The 26,075-nt window shown below is 33.0% G+C and carries 27 protein-coding genes; 12 read left to right on the top strand and 15 right to left on the bottom strand.

Annotation, left to right across the window (positions count from 1 at the left end; genetic code table 11):
• Window position 1 precedes the first annotated feature (1 nt).
• The 3 genes from DPN68_RS00465 to DPN68_RS00455 all read left to right on the top strand — a co-directional run bounded on the left by DPN68_RS00465 (window position 2) and on the right by DPN68_RS00455 (window position 2,152).
• Window positions 2–661 carry a CoA transferase subunit B gene (locus DPN68_RS00465; protein ID WP_113987622.1) on the top strand — a complete coding sequence of 220 codons (660 nt, stop codon included), beginning with the start codon at window positions 2–4 and terminating at the stop codon, window positions 659–661.
• A 70-nt stretch (window positions 662–731) separates the two neighbouring features.
• Entirely contained in the window at window positions 732–1,898 is a 1,167-nt protein-coding gene (locus DPN68_RS00460; RefSeq protein ID WP_113987621.1) for a class I SAM-dependent rRNA methyltransferase, read from the top strand.
• Between the two features lie 11 nt (window positions 1,899–1,909).
• Complete coding sequence (locus tag DPN68_RS00455) at window positions 1,910–2,152, top strand: hypothetical protein (RefSeq protein ID WP_113987620.1); 243 nt, start codon at window positions 1,910–1,912, stop codon at window positions 2,150–2,152.
• A gap of 301 nt (window positions 2,153–2,453) precedes the next feature.
• On the opposite strand, the gene DPN68_RS00450 is transcribed toward DPN68_RS00455, so the two are convergent.
• A complete protein-coding gene (locus tag DPN68_RS00450; RefSeq protein ID WP_113987619.1) occupies window positions 2,454–4,055 on the bottom strand; it encodes a fumarate hydratase in 1,602 nt (533 codons plus the stop codon).
• A gap of 283 nt (window positions 4,056–4,338) precedes the next feature.
• Window positions 4,339–5,778 carry a nucleoside recognition domain-containing protein gene (locus DPN68_RS00440; protein ID WP_113987617.1) on the bottom strand — a complete coding sequence of 480 codons (1,440 nt, stop codon included), beginning with the start codon at window positions 5,776–5,778 and terminating at the stop codon, window positions 4,339–4,341.
• 190 nt (window positions 5,779–5,968) lie between these two features.
• Between DPN68_RS00440 and DPN68_RS00435 the strand changes: the two genes are divergently transcribed.
• Window positions 5,969–8,923 carry a S8 family serine peptidase gene (locus DPN68_RS00435; protein ID WP_162298386.1) on the top strand — a complete coding sequence of 985 codons (2,955 nt, stop codon included), beginning with the start codon at window positions 5,969–5,971 and terminating at the stop codon, window positions 8,921–8,923.
• A gap of 46 nt (window positions 8,924–8,969) precedes the next feature.
• On the opposite strand, the gene DPN68_RS00430 is transcribed toward DPN68_RS00435, so the two are convergent.
• From DPN68_RS00430 to DPN68_RS00410, 5 genes are all read right to left on the bottom strand, one after another.
• On the bottom strand, window positions 8,970–9,683 hold the full coding sequence (locus DPN68_RS00430; RefSeq protein ID WP_113987615.1) for a 3'-5' exonuclease: 714 nt from the start codon (window positions 9,681–9,683) through the stop codon (window positions 8,970–8,972).
• An 83-nt stretch (window positions 9,684–9,766) separates the two neighbouring features.
• Entirely contained in the window at window positions 9,767–10,057 is a 291-nt protein-coding gene (locus DPN68_RS00425) for a hypothetical protein (protein WP_133256546.1), read from the bottom strand.
• 11 nt (window positions 10,058–10,068) lie between these two features.
• Window positions 10,069–11,226: a serine hydrolase domain-containing protein gene (locus DPN68_RS00420; protein WP_113987613.1), complete on the bottom strand. Its 1,158-nt coding sequence runs from the start codon at window positions 11,224–11,226 to the stop codon at window positions 10,069–10,071.
• A gap of 62 nt (window positions 11,227–11,288) precedes the next feature.
• Window positions 11,289–11,759: a methylated-DNA--[protein]-cysteine S-methyltransferase gene (locus tag DPN68_RS00415; RefSeq protein ID WP_113987612.1), complete on the bottom strand. Its 471-nt coding sequence runs from the start codon at window positions 11,757–11,759 to the stop codon at window positions 11,289–11,291.
• Window positions 11,760–11,853: 94 nt separating this feature from the next.
• Entirely contained in the window at window positions 11,854–12,312 is a 459-nt protein-coding gene (locus DPN68_RS00410; protein ID WP_113987611.1) for a DUF1573 domain-containing protein, read from the bottom strand.
• A 128-nt stretch (window positions 12,313–12,440) separates the two neighbouring features.
• Between DPN68_RS00410 and DPN68_RS00405 the strand changes: the two genes are divergently transcribed.
• Window positions 12,441–13,706 (top strand): sensor histidine kinase, encoded by a 1,266-nt coding sequence (locus DPN68_RS00405; protein ID WP_113987610.1) that lies wholly within the window; start codon window positions 12,441–12,443, stop codon window positions 13,704–13,706.
• Window positions 13,699–14,388: a response regulator transcription factor gene (locus DPN68_RS00400; protein ID WP_113987609.1), complete on the top strand. Its 690-nt coding sequence runs from the start codon at window positions 13,699–13,701 to the stop codon at window positions 14,386–14,388. Before DPN68_RS00405 ends, DPN68_RS00400 begins: the two co-directional genes overlap by 8 nt.
• Here the strand turns inward: DPN68_RS00400 and DPN68_RS00395 are convergent.
• Entirely contained in the window at window positions 14,385–14,777 is a 393-nt protein-coding gene (locus DPN68_RS00395) for a c-type cytochrome (protein WP_113987608.1), read from the bottom strand. The two genes, DPN68_RS00400 and DPN68_RS00395, sit on opposite strands and share 4 nt — an antisense overlap.
• Before the next feature lie 143 nt (window positions 14,778–14,920).
• Between DPN68_RS00395 and DPN68_RS00390 the strand changes: the two genes are divergently transcribed.
• Together DPN68_RS00390 and DPN68_RS00385 are read left to right on the top strand one after the other, a co-directional pair.
• The gene (locus DPN68_RS00390; protein ID WP_113987607.1) at window positions 14,921–15,850 is read left to right on the top strand and encodes an HU domain-containing protein; all 930 of its coding nucleotides are present in this window, start codon (window positions 14,921–14,923) and stop codon (window positions 15,848–15,850) included.
• A gap of 78 nt (window positions 15,851–15,928) precedes the next feature.
• Window positions 15,929–16,441: an acyl-CoA thioesterase gene (locus DPN68_RS00385; RefSeq protein ID WP_113987606.1), complete on the top strand. Its 513-nt coding sequence runs from the start codon at window positions 15,929–15,931 to the stop codon at window positions 16,439–16,441.
• Between the two features lie 38 nt (window positions 16,442–16,479).
• On the opposite strand, the gene DPN68_RS00380 is transcribed toward DPN68_RS00385, so the two are convergent.
• The 3 genes from DPN68_RS00380 to DPN68_RS00370 form a co-directional block, all read right to left on the bottom strand.
• Window positions 16,480–17,184: a hypothetical protein gene (locus DPN68_RS00380; protein ID WP_239986973.1), complete on the bottom strand. Its 705-nt coding sequence runs from the start codon at window positions 17,182–17,184 to the stop codon at window positions 16,480–16,482.
• The gene (locus DPN68_RS00375; RefSeq protein WP_133256545.1) at window positions 17,181–17,681 is read right to left on the bottom strand and encodes a hypothetical protein; all 501 of its coding nucleotides are present in this window, start codon (window positions 17,679–17,681) and stop codon (window positions 17,181–17,183) included. The genes DPN68_RS00380 and DPN68_RS00375 overlap by 4 nt, the downstream gene beginning before the upstream one ends.
• A 121-nt stretch (window positions 17,682–17,802) precedes the next feature.
• Complete coding sequence (locus tag DPN68_RS00370) at window positions 17,803–18,138, bottom strand: PadR family transcriptional regulator (protein WP_113987603.1); 336 nt, start codon at window positions 18,136–18,138, stop codon at window positions 17,803–17,805.
• 493 nt (window positions 18,139–18,631) lie between these two features.
• Here DPN68_RS00370 and DPN68_RS00365 point away from each other — a divergent pair, with 493 nt between their 5' ends.
• Window positions 18,632–19,684 (top strand): ferredoxin--NADP reductase, encoded by a 1,053-nt coding sequence (locus tag DPN68_RS00365; RefSeq protein WP_113987602.1) that lies wholly within the window; start codon window positions 18,632–18,634, stop codon window positions 19,682–19,684.
• A gap of 40 nt (window positions 19,685–19,724) precedes the next feature.
• On the opposite strand, the gene DPN68_RS00360 is transcribed toward DPN68_RS00365, so the two are convergent.
• Together DPN68_RS00360 and DPN68_RS00355 are read right to left on the bottom strand one after the other, a co-directional pair.
• Window positions 19,725–20,720 (bottom strand): glycosyltransferase family 9 protein, encoded by a 996-nt coding sequence (locus DPN68_RS00360; RefSeq protein WP_113987601.1) that lies wholly within the window; start codon window positions 20,718–20,720, stop codon window positions 19,725–19,727.
• Window positions 20,721–20,771: 51 nt separating this feature from the next.
• The gene (locus DPN68_RS00355; protein WP_113987600.1) at window positions 20,772–21,377 is read right to left on the bottom strand and encodes a DUF4254 domain-containing protein; all 606 of its coding nucleotides are present in this window, start codon (window positions 21,375–21,377) and stop codon (window positions 20,772–20,774) included.
• Window positions 21,378–21,450: 73 nt separating this feature from the next.
• On the opposite strand from DPN68_RS00355, the gene upp reads away from it, so the two are divergent.
• Window positions 21,451–22,104 (top strand): uracil phosphoribosyltransferase, encoded by a 654-nt coding sequence (gene upp / locus DPN68_RS00350; protein ID WP_113987599.1) that lies wholly within the window; start codon window positions 21,451–21,453, stop codon window positions 22,102–22,104.
• Here the strand turns inward: upp and DPN68_RS00345 are convergent.
• On the bottom strand, window positions 22,099–23,028 hold the full coding sequence (locus tag DPN68_RS00345) for a DUF6427 family protein (RefSeq protein WP_113987598.1): 930 nt from the start codon (window positions 23,026–23,028) through the stop codon (window positions 22,099–22,101). The genes upp and DPN68_RS00345 overlap by 6 nt on opposite strands.
• A 46-nt stretch (window positions 23,029–23,074) precedes the next feature.
• On the opposite strand from DPN68_RS00345, the gene DPN68_RS00340 reads away from it, so the two are divergent.
• Window positions 23,075–23,305: a DUF6341 family protein gene (locus DPN68_RS00340; RefSeq protein WP_113987597.1), complete on the top strand. Its 231-nt coding sequence runs from the start codon at window positions 23,075–23,077 to the stop codon at window positions 23,303–23,305.
• 19 nt (window positions 23,306–23,324) lie between these two features.
• Here DPN68_RS00340 and purD read toward each other — a convergent pair whose 3' ends face one another.
• Window positions 23,325–24,596: a phosphoribosylamine--glycine ligase gene (gene purD / locus DPN68_RS00335; RefSeq protein ID WP_113987596.1), complete on the bottom strand. Its 1,272-nt coding sequence runs from the start codon at window positions 24,594–24,596 to the stop codon at window positions 23,325–23,327.
• 112 nt (window positions 24,597–24,708) lie between these two features.
• Between purD and DPN68_RS00330 the strand changes: the two genes are divergently transcribed.
• The gene (locus DPN68_RS00330) at window positions 24,709–26,019 is read left to right on the top strand and encodes a phenylacetate--CoA ligase family protein (protein WP_113987595.1); all 1,311 of its coding nucleotides are present in this window, start codon (window positions 24,709–24,711) and stop codon (window positions 26,017–26,019) included.
• The last annotated feature ends 56 nt before the right edge of the window (window positions 26,020–26,075 follow it).

Below are 26,075 nucleotides of genomic sequence, written 5' to 3'. Positions count from 1 at the left end.
CATGGCATTAGATAAAAATCAAATCGCAAAACGAATTGCACAAGAAGTAAAAGATGGTTACTATGTAAACTTAGGAATCGGAATACCTACTTTAGTTGCCAATTATGTTCGCACGGATATTTCGGTAGAATTTCAATCGGAAAATGGAGTTTTAGGAATGGGTCCGTTTCCTTTCGAAGGAGAAGAAGATGCTGACATTATCAACGCTGGAAAACAAACCATTACGACTTTACCTGGAGCAAGTTTCTTTGATTCGGCTTTTAGTTTTGGAATGATTCGTGCCCAAAAAGTAGATTTAACAATTCTTGGTGCCATGGAAGTTTCTGAAAATGGCGATATTGCCAACTGGAAAATCCCAGGAAAAATGGTAAAAGGAATGGGTGGTGCAATGGATTTAGTAGCTTCAGCTGAAAATATTATCGTAGCTATGATGCATGTGAATAAAGCTGGCGAATCAAAAATTCTTAAAAAATGTTCGCTTCCACTAACTGGAGTTGGTTGTGTGAAAAAAGTAGTAACTGAATTAGCGGTACTTGAAGTAACTCCAAAAGGTTTCAAATTGTTAGAAAGAGCGCCAGGCGTTTCAGTGCAAGACATCATCAAAGCAACAGAGGCGGAATTAATTATTGAAGGAGAAATTCCAGAAATGAAAATCGATTAATAAAAGAGTTTATAATTTTAAACCTGACGGGTTTCAGAGACCTGTCAGGTTTTTATATATTTTAAAGAAAATGAGTTTACCAAAAGTAATTCTAAAATCAGGTAAAGAAAAATCTATACAACGTCGTCATCCTTGGATTTTCAGTGGCGCGGTTTATGGCGTGAGTCGCGAAATAAACGATGGTGAAGTGGTAGATGTAGTTGATTCGAAAAACCAACATTTAGGAACAGGATATTTTAGTGATAAAGGAAGTATCGTAGTTCGTATTTTGACTTTCGGCGATGAAACTTTTTCTGAAAACTTTTGGAACAAAAAATTACAATCCGCTTGGGAATTACGTTTGAAAATATTGAATCTAGAAGTAACCAATGCGTTCCGTGTCATTCACGGAGAAGGCGATGGCATTTCGGGATTAATTATTGATTACTACGATAAAAATTGGGTAATTCAAGCACACTCAACAGGTGTTTTTCTTCAAATGGAGCAAATCGCTGAAGCTATAAAATCAAATTTTCCAGACTATTGCGAAACCATTTATTGCAAAAGCTCAGGAACTTTACCGAACACAGGAACCGATTATTTCTTATTTGGAAACAAAGCAGAAGCGGTTGCTAGAGAGAACAATATTTTGTTTTCAGTAAATTGGGTAGAAGGTCAAAAAACAGGTTTCTTCTTAGACCAACGCGAAAACCGTAAATTATTAGGCGAATTCTCAAAAGGCAAAAAAGTACTAAACACCTTTTGTTACACAGGCGGATTTTCCATTTACGCCATGAGTGCTGGAGCCGAATTAGTAACTTCGGTAGATATTTCTCAAAAAGCCGTGGATTTAGCCGCCAGTAATATGGAGTTAAATTATCCAAATGCCAATCATAAGGCAGTAGCTGATGATGTGTTCAACTTCATGAAAGAAAACCACCAAATTTATGATGTGATTGTATTGGATCCGCCAGCATTTGCAAAAAGTATCAAAAGCAAGCACACCGCAACGCAAGCCTACAAACGTTTAAATATAGCAGGATTAAAAGCCTTAGCACCAAACGGAATTTTATTCACGTTCTCGTGTTCTCAAGTTATTGACGATGTTTTATTTTACAACACTGTTGCAGCAGCAGCCATAGAAACGGGAAGAAACATTAGAGTTTTACACAAATTAGAACAAGGACCCGATCACCCAACAAATATTTATCATCCAGAAGGTCATTATTTGAAAGGATTGGTTTTGTTTGTGGAGTAAAGTATTGTATAATGATTTTTCAACTTAAATTTTCAGAATATAATGTTTTATCTAATGGAGCGGATGGTGGACATTATTATTTATCAGCAGAAATACTATATAAAGGAATAAAAAGGAAAATTATTGTGCTTTTTGATAACAAATCAGATGAAGTACAATTATTAGAAAAGAAAGAAATTTTGGTAACTGGTAATTTAACTGATGAAGGTTTAGATCAGACATTAATTATGACAAATTCTATAATCATCAAATAAAAAACCTGCAAGTCTTTCCACTCACAGGTTTGTCTATTTTCTAACTTCTAATCTCTATTTTCTTCAACTAAAGATTCATAAAAAAGTCACTTCCTTTATCATCCGTAATAATAAAAGCTGGGAAATTTTTCATAAATATAATTTACTGTGGTTTAAACCCTAAAAAATTATAATATTTTGTGGTTTATAAAAATACTTCATTTAATTCCTTAACAGATTTATAAAATTAAATAAGCAAAAAACCTGCAAGTCTTTCAACTTACAGGTTTGTCTTAATACTTAATTCTTCAATCTTAATACTCTACAGATTCATAAAAAAGTCATTCCCTTTATCATCCGTAATAATAAAAGCAGGGAAATCTTTTACTTCAATTTTTCTTACTGCTTCCATTCCTAATTCTGGGAAATCTACTACTTCAACCGATAAGATGTTTTCTTTAGCTAAAATTGCAGCAGGTCCACCAATCGAACCTAAATAGAATCCGCCGTATTTGTTGCACGCATCCATAACTTGTTTGCTTCGGTTTCCTTTGGCTAACATAATCATGCTTCCGCCAGCCGCTTGGAATTCGTCTACATAAACGTCCATTCTTCCTGCGGTGGTTGGTCCAAAACTTCCTGATGGCATTCCTTCTGGAGTTTTCGCTGGTCCTGCATAATAAACTGGATGGTTTTTGAAATACTCTGGCATTGGTTTTCCAGCATCTAATAATTCTTTGATTTTGGCATGCGCAATATCTCGAGCTACAATCACGGTTCCGTTTAATTTCAAACGTGTTTTGATTGGATATTTCGTTAATTCTGCCAAGATTTCAGCCATTGGACGGTTTAAATCAACTTCAATAGCTGGCTCTAAATGTGGTGCCACTTCTGGTAAAAATTGTTTTGGATTGGTTTCTAATTGCTCCAAGAAAATTCCATCTTTGGTAATTTTTCCTTTAATATTTCTATCCGCCGAACAAGAAACACCTAATCCAACCGGACAAGAAGCCGCATGTCGAGGCAAACGAATCACACGAACATCATGCACAAAATATTTCCCACCAAATTGAGCGCCAATTCCACTTTCATGGCAGATTTGTTTCACTTTTTCTTCCCATTCCAAATCGCGAAACGCTTGACCGGCCATATTTCCAGTGGTTGGCAAATGATCGTAATAACCCGCTGATGCTTTTTTAACAGCCGCTAAATTAGCTTCCGCAGAAGTTCCACCAATAACCAAAGCCAAATGATAAGGCGGACAAGCCGATGTTCCTAAATCTTTGATTTTCGTTTTTACAAATTCTGTCATTGATTTTTCATTCAATAACGATTTGGTTTGTTGGTATAAAAATGTTTTGTTTGCCGAGCCGCCGCCTTTTGCTAAAAACAAAAATTCATACGATGCTCCTTTTTTGGCATAAATATCAATTTGCGCTGGAAGATTCGAACCTGAATTCTTTTCTTCAAACATCGAAATAGGCACAATTTGCGAATAACGTAAGTTTTTCTTTTGGTACGTATTGAAAATTCCTCGAGATAAACATTCTGCATCATCAGCACCCGTGAACACATTTTCCCCTTTTTTCGCCATTACGATAGCCGTTCCAGTATCTTGACAAGAAGGCAATTGACCTTCAACGGCAACGGCAGCATTTTGTAATAAATTATAAGCTACAAATCGGTCGTTATCGGTTGCTTCAGGATCATCAATGATGTTTTGCAAACTTTGTAAATGTTTGGTTCGCAACATAAAGGATACATCAAACATTGCTTCTTCAGCTAGTAATTCTAGACCTTTTGGATCAACTACTAAAATTTCTCTATCGCCTAATTGCTCAACTTTTACGTAATCGGAAGTTAATTTTTTGTATGGTGTATCGTCTTTAAGAATGGGATACGGGTCTTGGTATATAAAGTCCATAATGTTGTTTGTTTTGAAGGGTAAAGTTAAGGATTTTTGTTTTTTTAAACCTCAAGATTTTAATAATCTTGTATGTTTAGTTTACAAAATAAATGATTAATCCTATTAGAACTAAAAAAACTATAAAACCAATTCTAGTATTCCAATTCTCCTTCCTAATTTCACTTATTGGTTTTTTACCTAAATTAAACATCCATTTAATTGATATACCAATCCATTTGAATGAACTGTAAAAGATTTCTTGACCTATCCCAACAAAAATATCTTCAAAAAAACTCATCTCTTAAAAAAACCAACTAGCTACTAAAACCGCTGTAATTACACAAATTAAATCTACTAAAAGCATCATTCCTAAAGTATAACGCGTATTTTTAATATTTACCGAACCAAAATAAACGGCAATAACATAGAAAGTGGTTTCGGCGCTACATTGGAAAATACAACTTAGTCTTCCTGTGAAGGAATCAGGCCCGTAAGTTCGCATGGCGTCAATCATAAAACCTCGAGAACCACCTGAACTAAAAGGACGCAGCATAGCAACAGGAAGCGAATCTGTAATCTCTTTAGCAACACCCATATGAGAAAACACAAAGGAAATTCCATGTGTAATCATTTCAAACAAACCGCTATTTCTAAACAACGAAATCGCAACAAGCATTCCCAATACATAAGGAAAAATCTTTACTCCAGTTTGTAAACCATTATTGGCTCCTGTTACAAAGGCATCAAATATGGTAGTTTTACTAGCTACGAATTTCTTTTCGTTAATAAATGAAAATACCAAGGTAAAACCAATAATAAATACCAACATCAATCCAGATAAATTGGAAGTAAAATGATTTTTTCCAATTAAATCCAAACTATTCACGTAAAATAATAATCCAACAATTCCACCAATAACCGTCATTAAAGCAACAACTAAGGAAGCACTTTTAAAATTGATACGTTGTTTGATTCCTACCAAAATAAAAGCAGCAATAGTTCCAATGAATGAAGTAATAATACAAGGCAACATGACATCCGCTGGATTAGCAGCATTTTCAGCTGCTCTGTAACCAATAATTGATGTTGGAATTAAAGTTAAACCAGCAGCATGCAAACACATAAACATGATTTGTGCATCACTAGCTTTGTCTTTATCGGGATTAATTTCTTGCAAACTTTGCATCGCTTTTAAACCAAATGGTGTTGCAGCTGAGTCTAATCCTAAGAAATTGGCAGCAAAATTTAAAGTCATATAGGAAATCGACTCATGATTCTTTGGAACCGAAGGAAATACTTTTGAAAAAGCCGGACTCAATTTAGTTGCCAATCGCTCAGCAGCACCAGAAATTATAAGCAATTCCATGAGACCACAGAAAAAAGCTAAATAGGCTATTAATGGAAGAATAATATCAAACAAACTGCTTTTACATGTTGGCAACAAACCATCAGAGGCTTGCACACCACTATAAATCTTAACCGACTGATTTTTGTAGACGTAAGTGGTGTCAGCATCAGAAGTCACTTGGTTCAAAACAAAAGTCTTTTCAGGCGATTTTTGAATACTATCTTGAATAAAAGCGGGAAGATTTTGCAAATATTGTTCGTCTACTTGCATGGGATCCCCTTTTTTCCCGTTCAAAACATAATCGATAGAATAGTTGTAAGAAGTAAAAAGTCCTCCAACAATAAACACAATTGATGACACAAAAATGGCCAACCAAAATCTACTTAAAACCATGGGTTGTTGTTTTTTTCGTAAATATAAATTTATAGAAATTAAAAAGCTATTAATTAATTATTTTATAAAGCAAAAAAGTTAAAAAATATTTTTTTTTGTTAATTTATTGTTTTTTTTGAATTGTTTAGCGCAATATTTAATAAAAAAAATATATTTTTGATTTTTAATTTATTAATACCCAATGTCTAACATGAAAAACAAACTACTTTTAGTATCTGTTTTACTTGCAATTACAAATTTTGGTTTTTCTCAAAACCAAAAACAGTCTGCTGAAATTGTAAAAAATTATGATGTTGAAGCTATTCAACAAAAAATAATTGAAGTAAATTCGAGAGAAAAGAAAGAGAGACAAATCGCTCTTGAAACTGCGAAGAAAAATGGTTGGCCGATTATTATTCAACATGAGGATGGTTCTTTTGAAGAGATTTACAAAATAACTAAATTAGGTTTTCCTTTGTACAGAAAAACAGATAATGTTGCCGCTGCAATATCTACAAGGACTAATTATTTGAATTCTGGGGGAGGTTTAGGCTTAACTTTAGACGGTCAAAACATGATTGCTCGTGTTTGGGATGGAGGAACTGTAAGAAGATCACATAGTGGATTTGGCGGTCGTGTAGTTACCGTTGATGATGAATTTGGGACAACTTATAGTCAACATGCCACTCACGTTGCGGGAACTGTAATTGCTTCTCCGTGGAGTGCTGGTTCGGCTAATATCAAAGGTATGGCTCCAGTAGCCAATGCACGAACTTTTAACTGGACTGATGACGAATCTGAAGCTTTATCAGAATCGCTGCTTGGAATGTTAGTCTCTAACCATTCATATGGTGTCCCAGTTACAAATGGAGGTAATACATTACCTGCTTGGTATATTGGTAGTTATGTTGAAGATTCAAGAGCATGGGATGAAATTGCATATTTATCACCTTATTATTTACCTGTTTTTTCAGCAGGAAATGATGGAAATAATAACAATAATGCTGACCCAGTTGCTTTTGGGTTTGATAAATTAGTAGGAAATAAAGTTTCTAAAAATGTACTTACTATTGCTAATGCACAAGATGCTACAATTAATGCAAACGGCACATTAAATAATGTATTAATCAATTCTTCAAGTAGTCAAGGTCCTACTGATGACCGAAGAATTAAACCAGATATTACTGGAAACGGAACCGGAGTGACATCTCTGAGTAGTGGTAGTAATACTCAAACCGCAAGTTTATCTGGTACATCTATGGCGGCACCGAACGTTACTGGTACACTATTAATATTACAGCAATACCACAACCAGTTATATAATTACTTTATGAAAGCTGCTACTTTGAAAGGTCTAGTTTGTCATACTGCTGATGATGCTGGTGATTTAGGTCCAGACCCAATTTTTGGATGGGGATTATTAAATGCTAAAAAAGCAGCCGAGACCTTAAGAGATAACGGATTAAATTCATGGGTTTCGGAAAACACTCTAAATCAAGGAGGTTCTTTTACCATGACAGTTACATCAAACGGGGGAGCAACAAATCCATTAATTGCATCTATTTCTTGGACTGATTTGCCAGGAGAAGCAAATAATGGTCAACGCTTAGAACCTAATGACACTTTTAGATCTCTAATTAATGATTTAGATATTCGAATCACAAAAGATGGAACAACTTATTTCCCTTGGAAATTACAACTTGATCCTAATGAAGGAGCTATTAGAAATGGTGATAACAATGTAGATAATATTGAGGTTGTTAAGATAGACAACCCCGTTGCTGGAGATTATACTATTACAATTACTCATAAAGGAACTTTAGTTACAGGAAAACAAGACTATTCTTTAGTTATTACAGGTATTGCATCATCGTTTGCCATTACTTCAACATCTGATGATTTAATTAAATGTTCAAATGAAACTGCAACATATACTTTTAATCACAAGCAAACGGGTATTGGAACAACAAATTTCAGTCCCGTAGGGATACCAGCAGGAGCAAATGCTACTATAACTCCTTTAAGCCTAAGTGCTGATGGTTTAGTAACACTTACAATAACTAACTTAAGTGGTGCAAATCCAGGAGACTATAATGTTGGAATATTAGGCAATAATGGAACTGAAACGGAAACAAGATCTAAAAAATTAAAAATCTATGGTAGCACTTTTCAACCATTAAACTTAACTAGCCCAACAAATGGATTTAATGGGGCGTCTACTATTGTTAATTTAGATTGGGAAAATGACGTAAATGCAGAAAGTTATACTGTTCAGCTATCTACTAGCCCAACATTTATTCCAATAATAATACAACAGAATACAAACAACTCAAACTTATTGGTTTCTGGCTTACAACAAGAAACGACATACTATTGGAGAGTTAATCCGTCGAATAGATGTGGTTCAGGTAACTTTAATGACGCTTCTATATATTCTTTTACAACAGGTATTTTATCTTGTGGAAATGTTTTTACAGCAACTGACTTCTCTGACGCGACGGTAGCGACGGTAGCAAATTCTAGCGCTAGTGTTCCTATTGAAATTACAGGTGGATTAACTATTGGTGAACTTCGAGTTACCTTAGAAATGACCCATACTTGGGTGCAAGATATGACTATTACTTTAAGAGGCCCTGCTACAATAGGAAGTCCTGTAATAACTCTTCTTAGAGAAGCTTGTACTGAACAAGACGATATAAATTGTGTGTTTGTTGACTCAGGAAGTGAACCTCAATGTGCCACAACACCGCCAGCAATTTTCGACTTGATTGCTCCTGTTGAAAGCTTGAGTAATCTCAATGGTCTTAATGCAGATGGAATATGGACTCTTTTAATTGACGACCCTTATAATGGAGATGGAGGAACAGTTTCTAATTTTAGAATTGAAGTTTGTAATATTACCCTTAACACTCCTTCAAATGCATTAAACTCATTAAAAATTTACCCAAATCCTTCTAAAGGAATCATCAATGTTAATCTTGGTGAAAATTTAACGGGAGAAACTACTTATGTGTTATATGATGTTCAAGGAAGAATTGTAATGAATAAAAAATCTAATACTACGATGGAAACATTAAATGTTGAAAATGTAAGTAATGGTGTTTATTTATTATCAATTGAAAATGGTGCTGCAAAAACAACACAGAAAATCATAATCAACAAATAAGATTATAATAAGTAAAAAAAAGGGGTTCCAATTGGAATCCCTTTTTTTATACGTGAATAATTTCATCTTCTACTAACAAATCTTCCCGTCTTAGCCGAAGGAAAACTTGAGCCACAGCAATTACATCTTTCTCACAATAGGTAATAATTCTGTCAATATCATTTTGGATGTAAAATACTTTGGCAACTTCACTTCCGTCAATGTCATCTTTAGGCGAAGGAACACCTAAAACTTTAGTCAATAATTTTAAAGACGTAAAATGTTTGTAATCACCAAATTTCCACAATTCTAAAGTATCCAAATGGGGTACTTCCCAAGGTTTTTTTCCAAATAAATTTAGTTTGTCTGGCAAAGCAATACCGTTAATAATCATTCGTCTGGCAATAAACGGAATATCAAATTCCTTTGCGTTGTGTCCGCAAAGTAAATGTTGGGCGCCATTAAAGTGGGTATTCAATAAATTCGAAAAATCTTGTAAAATCTTCTTTTCTTCACCCCAAAAACTAGTAACTCTAAAGTTTCTGATGTCTGCTTTATTTGTAAAATAACCCACAGAAATTGTAATGATTTTTCCAAATTCAGCCCAAATTCCAGCTCTTTCGTAGAAATCTTCAGCAGTAACTTCATCCCGTCTTTGGTATTGGGTTTTTTGTTCCCAAAGTTTTTTGGTTTCATCATCCATTCCCATGTAACTGTTGTATTCTGGAACGGTTTCTATGTCTAAAAATAGAATGTTGTTTAGATTAATTTTTTCTATCATTTTTACAAGTTTATAGTTGATGGTTAATTGTTTATTGTTTGTATCAAGTTTTACTTAGTCTAATTCAGAAAATTTTCCAAAAGTTATATGATATTCATTTTCATTGCAAAAAGAAATATTAAAATAAAGACAAAGACAAAAAAGAGTAAAAATCGAATGTTGTATTTTTTTAGTTTTTGTTTCTTTTCATTTCTAATTTGATTTTTTAATTCATTTAGCTCATTTGGAGATAAATTTGTGTTTATCTCTAATGTGGTTTTGGATTTTGAATTAACCAATGCTGTTTTCTTTGAAAAAAATTTTTCTTTTGAGGCAACTTTCTTTTGCTCACTCATTCTTTCTCGATTCTTGAATGCTGAAAAATTCCCGTTCATAATTTCAATATTTATTTTCTCATTTTCAACATCTCATAAGCTTCTTCCACATAAACATATAAATCATCACTATGCGGATCTGATTCCGTTTGCAATCCTTTTATATGTCCTAATCGCACAATAATTAAGTCATCTTCTGGAATCACAATTACAAATTGCCCTAAATGACCGCGCATGTAATACAAATCTTTTCCTAAAAAATTATGCAACCACCAACCATAACCATATTCTGGACTTTCGGCAAATCTCGGTGTTGTACACTTTTTAACGAATGTGCTGTCTAATAATTGTTTTCCATTCCAATTCCCATTATTTAAATACAATTTTCCAAAACGGGCAAAATCTCTAGCGTTACTTGAAATACAACAGTACGCTTTTTCAATTCCGTCTGATTCGTGATCCAATTGCCAAAGTGCTTCGTTTTCAGCTCCCATTGGTTGCCAAAAATGTGCTGAAACATAGTCTGATAAATATTGTCCGGTAGCTTTTTCTACGCACATGGCCAATAATTGTGTTGCACCACTAAGATACTTAAATGATTTTCCAGGTTTTTCATTGATTTCTAAATCTAGAATTACGCCTTTCAAATCATCATGAAAATACGCTTTGGTTACAATAGAAAACGGACTGTAATAACGTTCGTCCCAACTCAATCCAGATGCCATTGAAGATAAATCGCCAACAGTAACTTCATTAGCAAACTTTCCTTTTAATTCAGGAAAAAAATCAGTTACTTTTTGATCTAAACTTTTAATTTTTCCTTGCATTATTGCTTTTCCCATTGCCATTGTAACGATACTTTTGGCCATTGAAAAGGAATTGGATTTCGAATTTTGATCAAAACCATCAAAATAGCTTTCATGCCATATACTATCGTTCTTAATAATTACATAAGCAATGGTTTGTAATTCTTGATGGGTTTTTTCTAATGTTTCAGTAGCGGAAACAGTATTGTAATCTTTTGCCATTGCCCAAGGTTGTGCTACTCCTTTCTCGATTTTTCGGTTAGGAAACTCTTTATAGTCTTCTAGAAAAGCAGTTGTATATCCTTTAAAATAAATGGTTCTGACAGCTCGAAGTAAATAATCAACATCAAAGATGTACATCAAAACAACAAGACTTATTAAAACTATAGCAAACCATTTGAAGGTTTTTTTGAAGATTTTCATGTTTAATTTTAAAAATGATTATTATAAAAATAAGAAAAAGTTGTTTGGTTTTGACACAAAAATTAAAATAAACTTTCTTGTTTAACAGGATTTTCATGTTCCAATAACCATTTTTTACGCCACAATCCCCCTGCATAACCCGTAAGTGAACCATCTGACCCAATAACTCTGTGACAAGGAACAACAATCCACAATGGATTTTTGCCGTTTGCAGAGGCGACTGCTCTTATTGCTTTTACATCACCTATTTTCTTTGAAAGTGCTAAATAAGAAATTGTCTTTCCATATGGTATTGTCAATAAAACTTTCCAAACTTTTTGTTGAAATTCAGTTCCTAAAGGATTTATTTTAAAAGTAAATGCAGTCCTTTTCCCTTCAAAATATTCATGGATTTGTTCTACTGCAACTTTCAATTCTTTTGGAATAGTATCTGACTCTAGATTATCATCTAAAATAATAATTTCTCTAATTCCTTTTTCATCTCCTGTTAGTTTTACAATACCCAATGGGGTTTTTATAAAAGCGTCTATCATATTGTAAAAATATTAATAATTATTAGCTTTTGGAAATAAAAAAACCACCTGAAATTAGGTGGCTTTAATAGAATTAATAAGAAACTCTTGAATATTATTTTAGTAATACCGATTTTTGTTGGCTATCTTCTGTTTTAACATTCCCTTTAATGAATAAAATTTTAGGAGCTGCATTAGCTTCGCTAGTAGTTACTGTAACGGTTTTGTTAAATGCTCCAGGAGCTGCTGCATTATAAGTTGCTTCAACTACTCCTTTTTCCCCTGGTTTAATAGGCGTTTTTGTATAGTTTGTAGCTGTACAACCACATGCTGGTTTTACATTTGTAATTAAAATAGTCTCTTTAGAAGTATTTACAAACGAAAATTCGTAAGAAACTGGCTTCCCTTTTTCTAAATCACCAAAGTCATGCGTGTCTTTTTCCCACTTAGCAGCAGAAGTTGTAGATGGTAAATTCACTTGCATTTTTGCTGTTTGAGGTTTGTCTTCTACTTTTTGTGCAAATGAAAATGCTGACACAAATAATGCTAATACAGTTAATTTTAATGCTTTCATATTTTATTTTTTTAGTTTTAATGATAATGATATCACAAATATAAAAAAACTAATAGTAAATTTGTTGTTAATCAATCGTCAATGATTGTTAACTAGTTGTTAACGGTTATTAAGAACAATTCAAATAAATGAAGTTTAGTAAATTAAATAGCGTGATTCTAGCAGGATTAATAGCCATTATAGGAGTAATTATAATGCAATTGTTTTTGTTAAATCAAGCCTATACTTTTGAGAAAAAGGAATCAGAAGCCAAGATATTTTATGCTTTACAAGATGTTGTTGAAAAAATTCATAGAGATAATAACACGTTGTTGCCCTCAGCAAATCATGTCAGAAAAGTAAATGACAGCTATTTTATTGCCAATGTTAACGATGTTTTTGAAAACAACATTTTAGAGCATTATTTAAAGAATGAATTTGCTAAAGTCAAGCTCGACTTAGATTTTGAATATGCCATTTACAATTGCGCAACAGATGAGATGGTTTATGGAAATTATATTGCTGCCGATGGAAAACCAAAGAAAAAATGCGAAAATTGTTTTACTAAAAACTCAGACTTAACATATTATTTTGCCGTTCGATTTCCCAAGTTACAATTAAGTTATTTTAGTAGCTTACAGCAATATTGGTTGTTCACATTGGTGTTATTTGGTGTGCTAATCATATATGTTTATTCCGTTTTGTTGATGCTGAAGCAAAAACATTACACCGATTTGCAACGTGACTTCATCAACAACATGACACACGAATTCAAAACACCACTTTCTTCGATTTTAATTGCTTCCAAATACGCGAGTTCGCAAGATGAAATCACCAAAAACCCCAAATTAAGTCGCTATTTAAATATCATCATTGAGCAAAGCAATAAGTTGAACCAACATATCGAACAAATTTTATCATTGGCCAAAGTAGAAAGTAGCCAAATTCAATTGCAATTAGAAAAAATCAATTGGTTGAAAACTATTGAATTGGTTGAAGAAAATATTGCATTGAAATACCCTAAAAAAGCAGTCATTTCATACGAAAACAAAGCAATCACTATTCTTGCTGATCGCTTTCATTTTTACAACATTATATACAATGTCATTGAAAATGCAGTAAAATATGCCAATGAAAAGCCAGAAATTGAAATAAGTTGGAAAGAAAATCAAAGTAATTATGAATTGCAATTTTTAGACAACGGACAAGGGATTCCAGAAAAAGATTTGCCTTTTATTTTTGATAAATTCTACCGAGTTTCAAGAGAAGACAATAAGGAAATCGAAGGTTTTGGCATTGGTTTATCGTATGTGAAAAAAATATGTCAATTGCACCATTGGAACGTAACAATTGCCAATACATCAAACGGATTACAAATTACTATTCGAATACCAAAAAAAGATATTTATGAGTAAAAAACGCATTCTTTATGTTGAAGACGATGAAACTTTGGCATTTTTAACCGCTGATAATTTAGAACAACATTTTGAAGTGGTTCATTGTGCCAATGGGAAAGCTGGTTTTGAACTATTTTGCCAAGAAACTTTCGATTTGTGCGTGCTCGATATCATGTTGCCTGATATGGATGGTTTCGAAATTGCCACTGAAATCAGAAAACGCAACGAAGAAATTCCGATTATTTTTCTTTCTGCCAAAACCTTAAAAGAAGACCGCATCAAAGGTTTAAAATTAGGTGCCGATGATTATTTGGTGAAACCCTATTCTATTGAAGAACTCATTTTAAAAATCGAAATTTTCCTGAATAGAAGTCAAAAAAACATAGAAAAAACCCAGAAATCATATACCATTGGAAGTTTTGCTTTTGAACCAGAAAATTACCAATTAACCAACAGTAAAGAACAAATTACCTTAACAGAAAGAGAATCGGCTTTATTGTTATTATTTATTGAAAATACCAACACCGTGTTGAAAAGAGAAAAAATATTGACTTCACTTTGGGGCAACGACGATTATTTTTCAGGAAGAAGTTTGGATGTTTTTATTTCCCGTTTACGAAAAATATTCAAAGAGGAAACCCACGTGAGAATTGAAAATATTCCTCGTGTAGGCTTCAAATTAGTTATAGAAAATTCTTAATTAAAGCTGTAAAAATAAGCTTCAAGCGCCTGTAATTCTTCGTCTGACATGTTTTTGGTAATAGAAAAATTGGTTTTCATTACTTCATATTGAGACGGGTCTACAATGGGTTCGCCTTCACCTTTAAGAAATTTTACCATATTGGCATTTTTCTCTTTATAAATTTTGGAAATTTCACTGATAGATGGACCAATAACTTTCACATCGGGTTTATGGCACGCCACACAAGTTCCTTTGCCTTCAAAAAGTTCTTTTCCTTTGGTAACTATGGGATTTTCGGTAGTTTCTGGCGTTTCCTGTTTACCAAAAAACTCTTGCTCTTTTTCTTTTCCACAACTTAAAAACAGAACAAAAGTGAGCGCAAAAACTAAATTTTGTAATCGTAACATGATGATGTTTTTTTAATATACCAAAGGTACTAAGTCTTTGGCAATCAAAACCTGATATTTATCAATTTTTAAGAATTGTAAATTGTTAATAAAATTTGTTGATAAAATTTTGAAATCGCTATTGATTCGCTAACTTTGTTCTTATGATGATTGAAAAATACATATCGGATTTATTGTATCGTTACCAATGTGTTACGGTTCCTAACTTTGGTGCTTTTATAGCAGAAAATATTTCGGCACAAGTAAAAGGAAGCGCAAGTACGTTTTTGCCTCCACAAAAAGTAATTTCTTTCAATACCAACATTAAGAACAATGATGGTTTATTGGCGAATCATATTGCCACTAACGAAAAAATTAGCTACGAGAAAGCAATGAATAAAATTGCGAATCAAGTGGCTATTTGGAATGCACAATTAATTGCTCTAGAAACTATTGCATTAAAAAATATTGGGAATTTACATTTAAATGGAGAATCAAATGTTGTTTTTGAACCCACAAATACAGTAAACTTTTTAACCAGTGCTTTTGGTTTAAGCGCTTTTGTACAACCTGAAATAAAAAGAGAAGTTTACAAACAACAAGTGGAAGCTTTGGAAGAAAAAGCACCAATTGTCTTTACACCAGAAAGAAAGAAAAATTACAACTTTGTAAAATATGCAGCGGTAATTACGTTGTTTTTAGCTGGTGGCTTTTATGGTGGAAAAACCTATTATGATAACCAAATAGAAACACAAACACTATTGGTTCAAAAACAAGTACAAGAAAAAGTACAAGAGCAAATTCAACAGGCTACTTTTTTTATTGATGCTCCTGAGGCTATGATTGAATTGCCTGTAAAAGAAGAGAAATTCCCATATCATTTAATTGCTGCTGCTTTTAGAAGTGAAGAAAATGCAGAAAAAGCATTTCAAATGCTAAAAGAACAAGGATATAAAGCAGTAAAACTTGAAAAAAATAAGCACGATTTGATTCCTGTGGCTTATGGAAGTTACAAAACTTTAGAAGAAGCACAAGAAGTCAAAAATAAATTACACCAAGAAGATACAATTGAAGCTTGGTTGCTAATCGAATAAGTAAAGAATCCCAATTTTTGGGATTTTTTTATGTCTTGAATTTTTAAACACTTCCTATCTTTGCAAAAAATAAACAACATGCAACCAAAATATCCTTCTGATTCGGTAACTACATTAACCGATTTAGTTTTACCAGGCGAAACCAATCCGTTAAACAACTTATTTGGAGGTGAATTATTAGCGAGAATGGACAGAGCCGCAAGTATCGCCGCAAGAAGACATTCAAGAAGAATTACCGTTACGGCTTCTGTAAACCACGTAGCTTTTAATAGAGCCATTCCGTTAGGAAGTGTTGTGACTGTTGAAGCCAAAGTTTCTAGAACGTTCAATTCGTCTATGGAAATCTTTATTGATGTTTGGACAGAAGATAGAGAATCAGGTATTCGTACCAAAGCTAATGAAGCCATTTACACCTTTGTAGCTGTTGACGAAACTGGCAGACCAGTTCCTGTTCCACCCATCGAACCACAAACTGAATTAGAAAAAGAACGCTACGAAGCCGCATTAAGAAGAAAACAATTAAGCTTAGTACTTGCTGGAAAAATGAAAGCCAGCGAAGCAACCGAGTTAAAAGCGCTGTTTGCGGAATAATATAAAAAAAACCTACTGTGAAAAGTAGGTTTTTTCGTTTAGTTTGCATTTTCTAAAGCATATTCTGGATACGTTTCTTTTAGATATTCTTCTGCTTTTGATGGAATGATTACCAAAATAATGTATTCGCACAACGCCATGGAGACGAAAAGCAAACTAAAGAATGCGGCTTTTAATATTCCAATATTTTGAGAGAAATCAGTATGAATTAATACATAAAAAGGAATATAACTTAATCCGGCAAAAGAACTGTGACCAAAAATGATGTCTTTAAACAACCATTTCTTTCCCGTTGTTTTGTATTCTATTTTGTTTTTTCTGGATTGGTAAAACAAACTAATCCAAAAGGTAATTAATACCAACATAAATAGAGTAGTAATCAGAATTTCAACTTGTGAATAATTTCTGAAAATTAAGAAAAGTAATACCGTTGAAAATAACGTGATAACAATTTTTGGAATCGTAAAAAATTCCTTAAAATGCTTCCAAACCAATTTGCTGTAACGTTTTTGTAATGCCAATTGTCTTTTCTCCACTACATTCATAAACCCAAAAACACCAAACTTCTTAAACTCTATTTGCAACGCATCTTCAAAAGAAATTTTCGGATTTTCCTGCCATTGTGCTTCAATTGAATTCGCTAAATGATCTACTAACTCGGTTTGTAAATCGTACCATTCTACGTAATGTTGGCGCGTGAATTGGTATAAGCGGTCTATTTGTTCTGAAGTTAGTTTCATCATACAAACTGTTTTTTGTAAGTATTGAATTTATAAACTTGCTTTGTGAAATATATAAGATAAGCTATTAATAAATAACTAAACATTGTTATTGTAAATACAGAAGGCGTTTCATTATTTCGTTGGTTCAAAAAAAACATTTGCAAATAATAAAATACGTTTAATAACCCAAATATTTTCTCAATCATATAAAATCTTTGCTTTAAAACAACCCGAAAATAAACGATTTTAAAAATTGCCAGAGAAATTAAAATCACAAATAAAAAATCTTTAAAGGTGAATGATTCTGAAAAATAATTAGCAACCTCAACATTTTTATAGAATACATAAATTGAAACACCAATTAAAATCATAATGGGTTGTAGTAAAAACTTCAAAAAATTTAACAATATATCTTTTGAAAAACCTGGCCATAATTTATTTCCTTTTAAAATTTCTCTTTTATTCACCACCATATAACTTTTAAAAGCCTCATAAAAATCAATATTTTCGGCTTCCATTTTTTGTTCTACTGCGGTTGCAACGTGGTCGAGCATTTCCATACGAATGTCGTAGTAAATGACATTGCTGTTTTTTAAGTAGCTGTCTATGAATTGGATGTTTTCTGCTGTCAACTTCATTTTAATAACTCAATTTAGGATTTACAATGGTTTGTATATTTTTGATGAATTCTTCTAATTCGGCTAAACGGTTTACGTTTTCTGTTGTGCCTTTTTCAGTAAGTTTGTAGTACTTTCTTAAGCGATTGTCTACTTTCTCTACCTCAACATCTAATAAACCATCAGCTTCTAATTTATGCAAAGCAGGATACAAAGCGCCTTCAGTAATGTTCAATTCGCCTTTGGTAATTTCTTTTACTTTCTGCGTAATTTCGTAACCATACATTCTGCCTTGTTCTTCTAAAAGCTTCATAATGATGGTGTTCAAACTGCCTTTATATAATTGTGAATTTTTCATAAGCCTCCCTAAATCCCTCCAAAAGTGGGACTTCTTTAAATTGATGATTAAATTTCAAAACAAATATATACATAATTTTCTTATGCATAACATTCTTAAGTATTTTTTTAAATTCAAGAACAAGGACAAAATCAAAAATCAAGGGCAATTGTTTTCGCTTCGCTCAAAAGTTTGCCTACTTTGTAGGAGATTCCTAGCAAGCGCGGAAAGACAAAATCAAGTGCAAGTGCAAGTTCAAAAATCAAGTTCAAAATCAAGTTCAAACAAAAAAGTCTAAGTCAGAAAAATAAACCATAAAAGCCATAGAAGAATATAAAAAGCATAACTTGTATTACTCTATAAGTTCATTAAAGATTATAACTATTTCAATAATTTTATCAATCTGTGTTCCAAAAATCAGAAAATCCGAAAATCCGAAAATCCGAAAATCTATTTTCTAAATTCTTTCTTCTATTTTCTTGATAAATAGTATTTTTGTAAAAAATAAAATCACATGTCATCATTTTATAAATTAAGCATTAAAGAAATCATCAAAGAAACGGCCGATGCGGTTTCAATTCTTTTTAATGTTCCCGACGAATTAAAATCGTATTACCAATTCGTAGCTGGACAATACGTAAACTTAAAAATTACGCTTGACGGACAAGAAATTAGAAGAGCGTATTCGATTTGTTCTTCTCCAAAAAGCGGCGAATTACGAATTGCCGTTAAAGCAGTAAAAAACGGATTCTTCTCTAAATTTGCTAATGAAAAATTAGCCGTTGGAAACGTAATCGAAGTGGGAACTCCAGAAGGAAAATTCACTTTCGAACCAAAGACAGATCGTCAAAAAAATTACGCAGCTTTTGTAGCTGGTAGCGGAATTACTCCAGTTTTTTCAATTTTAAAAACCGTTTTAGAAGAAGAACCAAATAGTACTTTTGTGTTGGTTTACGGAAATAAATCTGAAAATGAAACTATTTTTCACAACCAATTACATGATTTGCAATTGCAATATGTTGGCCGCTTGTTTGTGCAATATGTGTATAGTCAATCAACTGCTGATACTGCTTTGTTTGGTAGAATTGATAAGTCAACTGTAAATTTCATCTTGAAAAACAAGCATGCCGAAATGAATTTTTCAAAATTCTATTTGTGTGGTCCTGAAGAGATGATTAATCTAGTTTCCGATACATTAAAAGAAAACAATATTTCCGATTCGGATATTAAATTTGAACTATTTTCCGCTTCTTCCAATGAAAACGAAAGTGCAGGAAGTTTGGAAGGTCATACCAAGATTTCAATCCTTGTTGATGATGAAGAAACCTCTTTCGAAATGAGTCAAAAGCAAACCATTTTGGAAGCCGCTTTGAAGCAAGGTTTAGATGTTCCATATTCTTGTCAAGGTGGAATTTGTAGCAGTTGTATTTGTAAAATTACTGAAGGTGCAGTAGAATTAAAGAAAAATCAAATTTTAACCGATGGAGAAATTGCCGAAGGTTTGACTTTAGCTTGTCAAGCTTATCCAACGACGGCAAGTATAAAAATTAATTTTGATGATGTTTAATTAGAAAATCCAATCAAAAAATTTCAAATTCCAATTTTATTTAGGTAAGATTGGAATTTATTTTTTCAATAACTTGGGCTGGCAAAATCGATTGCATCGCATCCTCATAACCTTCTACTTTTTTATTCCCATAGATAGAAGTTGGTAATAATGGATATTTCTCTCTATCTGAAGTCAAACAAAAATCATCCGGTTGATTGAATGGTTTGAAACCCGCAAAAGGATGCGTGGCGCCCCAAAGTGTAATGACTTTCACGCCCAACATCGCAGCAATATGCGCATTTCCAGAATCCATGGAAAGCATGATGTCTAAATTAGAAATGACTTCTAATTCTTTTTTGAACTTTAGTTTTCCAGCCAAAACGATTACATTTTCATGTTGGTTTTGTAATTGATTTAGAAATTGAATTTCTTTCTCGCCTCCACCAAATAAGAAGATTTTTTGGTTTTTATTTTCAGCCAAACCATCAATTACTTGCTGCATTAAATCGATTGGATAGACTTTGCTTTCGTATTGTGCAAAAGGTGCAATTCCAATCCAATTTTGGTTTTTTGTTCCTGTGATTGAAAAAATTTCTTCAGATAAAATCGCTTTTTCTGGGAATAACGGATTCGATAAATCAATAGAAAATCCGAGTTGTTTGAACGTATCAACATGTCTTTCCACCATCGATTTTACAGGAGCAAAAACTTTATTGGTTAAACTAGTTAACGCTTTCTTTTCGGCTCTTCCTTTATCGGTTGCAGCTACTTTTTTTCCGCTTAAAACGAATAAGGCTCGAACGACTTTAGAACGAAGTACATTGTGTAAATCGGCAACAACATCAATATTCAAGTTTCGCAAATCGGAAAATAATCGAAGTAAACCTAAAAAACCTTTGTGTCGTTCTTTCAAATCAACTCCAAAGAAATTCACATTTGGAATGCCGTCAAAAAAAGGGTGAAAAAAGGGTCGAGAAACTACTGTTATTTTCACATTAGGATGTTGCAAAACTAAGGCTCTCAACACAGGAACCGTCATCGCGACATCACCCATGGCTGAGAGCCTTATTACCAATATGTGTTTTGGTTTAGATAGCAAAGATGACTATTTTTTATTCTGATACAACACTGGATTTAACTCCTCGTCGTTGTACATTTTCATTTGTTTGTATACTTTCATGTATTTGTCGCCCGCCTCAATATCTTCAATTAATTGACTGATGGATGTAAACATGTCGTTTTTTTGGTCTAACAATACATTCAATTTTTCTTGACATTTTGCTCTGTGTTCTGCCGTAGCTTCAGCACGAGTTGCCTCTTCGTTCATGTGGTAAATTTTCAAAGCTAAAATCGATAAGCGGTCAATTGCCCATGCTGGACTTTCGGTGTTGATTTTTGCAGTTGGTTTTACTTGAACGTCTTTATATTTGTTTAAGAAATAGCTGTCGATATATTCCACCATATCCGTACGAACTTGGTTTGAAGCATCAATTTTACGTTTCAAATCTAGAGCTGCAACTGGATCAATATTTGGATCACGAACGATATCTTCATAATGCCACTGAACGGTATCTACCCAATTTTTTGCAAACAACAAATGTTCAATTGTTCCTTTTTCATAAGGATTTACAACCAGTTGATACACATCGTCAATAATGTGATACGTTTTGATACTTTCTTCAAAAATGGGAAATGCAAATTCAGCAAACATAATATTCGTATTTAAGTGATTACAAAAATAAGGTTTTTTTGTACTTTTAGCCTGAAATTTAAAAGAAAATCCAATGCATATTCATTATATCTCTGAACAAAACAGCATTCTCAATCATTTTTTGGCGCAAATTCGTGATGTGAATATCCAAAATGACAGCATGCGTTTTAGAAAAAACATTGAGCGAATTGGAGAAATAATGGCCTATGAACTAAGTAAAACTTTGGATTATAAAAGCATTGATGTGCAAACGCCACTTGGCATTAAACACACCACAACCATTGCTGAACCTGTGGTTTTATGTTCGATTCTTCGTGCTGGTTTGGCTTTACATCAAGGTTTTATGAGCTTTTTTGATAATGCTGAAAACGGATTTGTTTCGGCTTACCGTCATCATTACAACAACGATGATCAATTTGAAATTTTGGTAGAATATCAAGCAGCGCCATCATTTGAAGGAAAAAATCTGATTTTAATTGATCCAATGTTAGCCACTGGACAATCATTAGTAGCAGTTTTACACAAACTACATTTGGAACAAAAACCAAAAGAAATTCACATTGCAGTTGTTATAGCAACTCCAGAAGGAATTGAATTCTTAGAGAAAAATGTTCCTTCAACTTGTCATTTGTGGGTTGCTGCTTTAGATGAAAAATTAAACAAACACAATTACATTGTTCCAGGTTTAGGTGATGCCGGAGATTTAGCCTACGGAATCAAACTATAACGATGAGACGAAAAACACTAAAGCAAAAACAACTAAAGTAATTAGTGTAATCTCTTTCAGTAATTTGGTTTCTAAACTCTCGACAAAATTAGCGCCCATTATAGCTAATGGTGCAAAACTAAATGCTAAACAACTGTTGTTTTTTTCTGCCGAAAGCACATAAATTAAAACTCCCAAGAGAAAAGAAAACAACACTTTTTTAAAGGAAGATTGCATGTTTAAAGGTTTGCTTCCAATAGTTAATAATTGGTTCGCAAAAAACAAAAAAGCAATTGATGCAAATACGGCTAAAGCTATATTTTGGTATATGGTTTCAAAGTAAGAAAATTCAAAACTAATAAACGACTGACTACTAAGGTGATTCCATATAAAATTATCCGTTAAAAGGTTTGCTCCAAGAAATAAAACAGCTACGGCAAAAGCAGCGACAAAAGGAATTAGCCAGTTTTTAAAATCTCTAGAACCGTGAAGAATTACAGAAACAAAAACCAAAACAATATAAACAATACTCCAAAAATGAAACAAAGCCGCAATTAGAATCCAAAAGGAAGCATCAAATAATTTTTCTTTTGGTGCAATCATAGATTTCAAAGAAATTAATCTTCGTAAGGCCAATAAAAGGAAAAAATTGGCAATTAAAATCTCCTTGTTTTTGAAAGTAGAAGGAAAAAAAAGCAAGAAAATCAAAAACAAAAGCACCGCATAATTGTCATTCTTGGTCAGTGTGTTTTTTAGAGAAATAAAGTTGACCAAAGCGCAAGAAATCAGTAACAAAACAATTTCCACAAACAACAACGTCATTCCTTTTGCAGAAAAAGTAATGGTTTGATTCGAAAAAGAATACAAAACATAACATAGCAACAGGGAAATTCCTATAATTACATAATTAAATGGTCTTGTTTTACTAAAAACACTTGCTATCATCCGAATATTTTATATTTTTGTGGTGTAAATATAATACTTTATCAAAATGAAATCATTTTTTGAAGGAATTGCTAGTCTATTTGTAGATTTTTTATTCAAACCTTTTGATGCATTAAGAGAATTGGAATTGACTAATTGGTGGTCAGCTAATTTTATGAATTGGATTTTTATCCTTATTTGTGCTGGCGCAATGGTTTATTGGATCAAACAATTAAACATTTTTAAAGCAAACAACGAAGACGAGCAAGATACAACTGCGCATTCGTTTTTAAAATAATTGTAATTGGAAAGGATTTTTACAAATCCTTTCCAATATCTCTTCTAAAATACATCTTATCAAATTGTAGTTTTGCTATACTTTGATAAGATTTTTTTATGGCTTCTTGAAAGTCATTTCCGTATGAAGTTACCGCAATAACTCGACCTCCATTTGTAACAACTTTACCGTTTTCTAATTTTGTTCCCGCATGAAATGGAATTGAATCCGTAATGTTTTCCAATCCAAAAATCTCTTTTCCTTTTTCATAATCCTCTGGATAACCACCTGAAACTACCATAATAGTTGTAGCAGCTCTTTCATCAATTTCCAATGTGATTTTCTCTAATTCTTGATTTCCGATTGCTTCAAAAATTTCAACTAAATCACTTTTTAATCTAGGCATCACTACTTCCGTTTCAGGATCGCCCATTCGTACATTGTATTCAATAACCATTGGTTCACCTTTCACGTTGATTAATCCAATAAATACAAATCCTTTATATTCGATCCCGTCTTTTTGTAAACCTGCGATGGTTGGTTTTACAATTCGAGTTTCAATTTTTTCTAATAAAACAGCATCCGCAAATGGAACAGGAGAAACCGCGCCCATTCCGCCTGTGTTTAATCCTGTATCACCTTCTCCAATTCTTTTGTAATCTTTTGCTGTTGGTAATACTTTGTATGATTTTCCGTCAGTTAAAACGAAACAGCTTAATTCAATTCCGTCTAAAAATTCTTCGATGACTACTTTTGAACTTGCCTGTCCAAATTTAGCGCCAACCAACATATTTCGTAATTCGGTTTTAGCTTCTTCTAAATCGGATAAAATTAAAACACCTTTTCCAGCAGCTAATCCGTCTGCTTTTAAAACGTATGGTGGCTCTAAAGTTTCTAAAAATTGGTAACCTTGCTCCACAGTTTCTTTGGTGAAACTTTCGTAACGAGCGGTTGGAATATTGTGTTTTACTAAAAATTCTTTGGCAAATTCTTTACTTCCTTCCAATTGTGCACCAACTTTTGATGGTCCGATTACTGGAATATGATTAATTTCAGCATCATTTTTGAAAAAATCATAAATTCCTAAAACCAATGGATCTTCTGGTCCAACGACAACCATTTCTACTTTTTCTCGTAAAACAAAAACCTTAACCGCGTCAAAATCATTCGGATTTAAATCCACATTTTTTGCGATGGTTGCTGTTCCTGCATTTCCAGGCGCAACAAAAAGAGAAGTGCATTTTGAAGATTGAAGCATTTTCCAAGCCAGTGCGTGTTCGCGACCGCCAGAACCAAGTAGTAAAATAGTCATTTTGTGTGTTGTTATGTTGTTTGGCAAAAGTACTATTTCTTAAGAAGAAAGAAAAAAGAAAAAAGAAGAAAGATTATTTTCAGATTTATTACTTTTGGATAAATTCCAACGAATGTTCAACTTGTTTCATCTTTCTTTAAAATTAAGCGGTTTTCCTATTGCGAAAGCTCAAGCTGATTTTGAGAAAATTCTACAAATTTCTGAAACAGATTATCCCGATTATCTCGAAACTAAAAAACGAGAAATTGTGGAATTTCATTTGAAAAATAACACTTTTTATCAGAGTTTAGTTGGAAAAGAAACTTTTGACAATTGGAACGATTTACCCGTTCTAACAAAAAAAGATTTACAAAAACCTTTAAAAGACCGACTATCCAAAGGTTATTCAGAAAAAAGCGTTTTCGTAAATAAAACCTCGGGTTCGAGTGGTGATCCGTTTGTTTTTGCTAAAGATAAAGAAGCACATGCGATTACTTGGGCTTCGATTATTTATCGTTTTGGTTGGTATGGAGTTGATTTTAATTCGTCGTATCAAGCGCGATTTTATGGAATTCCGTTGGATTTTATTGGGTACAGAAAAGAGCGTTTGAAAGACTTTTTAAGCAAAAGATATCGTTTTCCGATTTTTGATTTATCGGATAAAGTTTTAGACGGTGTTTTGGAACATTTTAAAACCAAAAAATTCGATTACATCAATGGTTACACAAGTTCAATCGTGCTCTTTGGAAAATATTTACAAGCGCGAAATCTCATTTTAACCGATGTTTGTCCGTCGTTGAAAGTTTGTATGGTGACATCGGAAATGTTGTTTGTAGAAGACAAAATCTTGCTTGAAAAACATTTAGGAATTCCTGTTGTCAATGAATATGGTGCTTCGGAATTGGATTTAATTGCCTTTCAAAATCCGAAAGACGAATGGCAAGTGAATTCGGAAACTTTATTTGTAGAAATTTTGGATGAAAATAATCAACCCGTTCCGTATGGAAAAGAAGGAAAAGTGGTGATTACTTCGTTGTATAACAAAGCGCATCCGTTTATTCGTTATGAAATTGGCGATGTTGGAATTTTGGATGAAAAAAGCACATTGAAAAAACCAATCCTTAAAAAATTAATTGGACGAACCAGCGATGTGGCACTTTTGCCAAGTGGAAAAAAATCGCCTGGATTAACGTTTTACTACGTAACCAAAAGCATTATTGAAGACGACGGAAATGTAAAAGAATTCATTGTACGCCAAACGAAATTAGATAGTTTTGAGATTGATTATGTGAGTTCAGTGGAATTAACTTTGGAACAAATTCAGGAAATTGAAAAAGCAATTGCCAAATATTTAGAACCGGGATTGTATTTTACTTACAATAGAAAAGTTGTTTTGGAACGCACAAAACGAGGAAAGTTGAAGCAGTTTCAATCGATGCTTTGAATCAAGTTACACAGAGTTTCGCGAAGTTAAACACAAAGTGTTTTTTTAAACTTTAC

The sequence above is a fragment of the Flavobacterium tibetense genome, from assembly GCF_003293845.1.
Taxonomy (GTDB): Bacteria; Bacteroidota; Bacteroidia; order Flavobacteriales; family Flavobacteriaceae; genus Flavobacterium; species Flavobacterium tibetense.
Note: the sequence above shows the minus strand (reverse complement) of the source record. Positions and strands in the feature narration are given on the sequence as shown.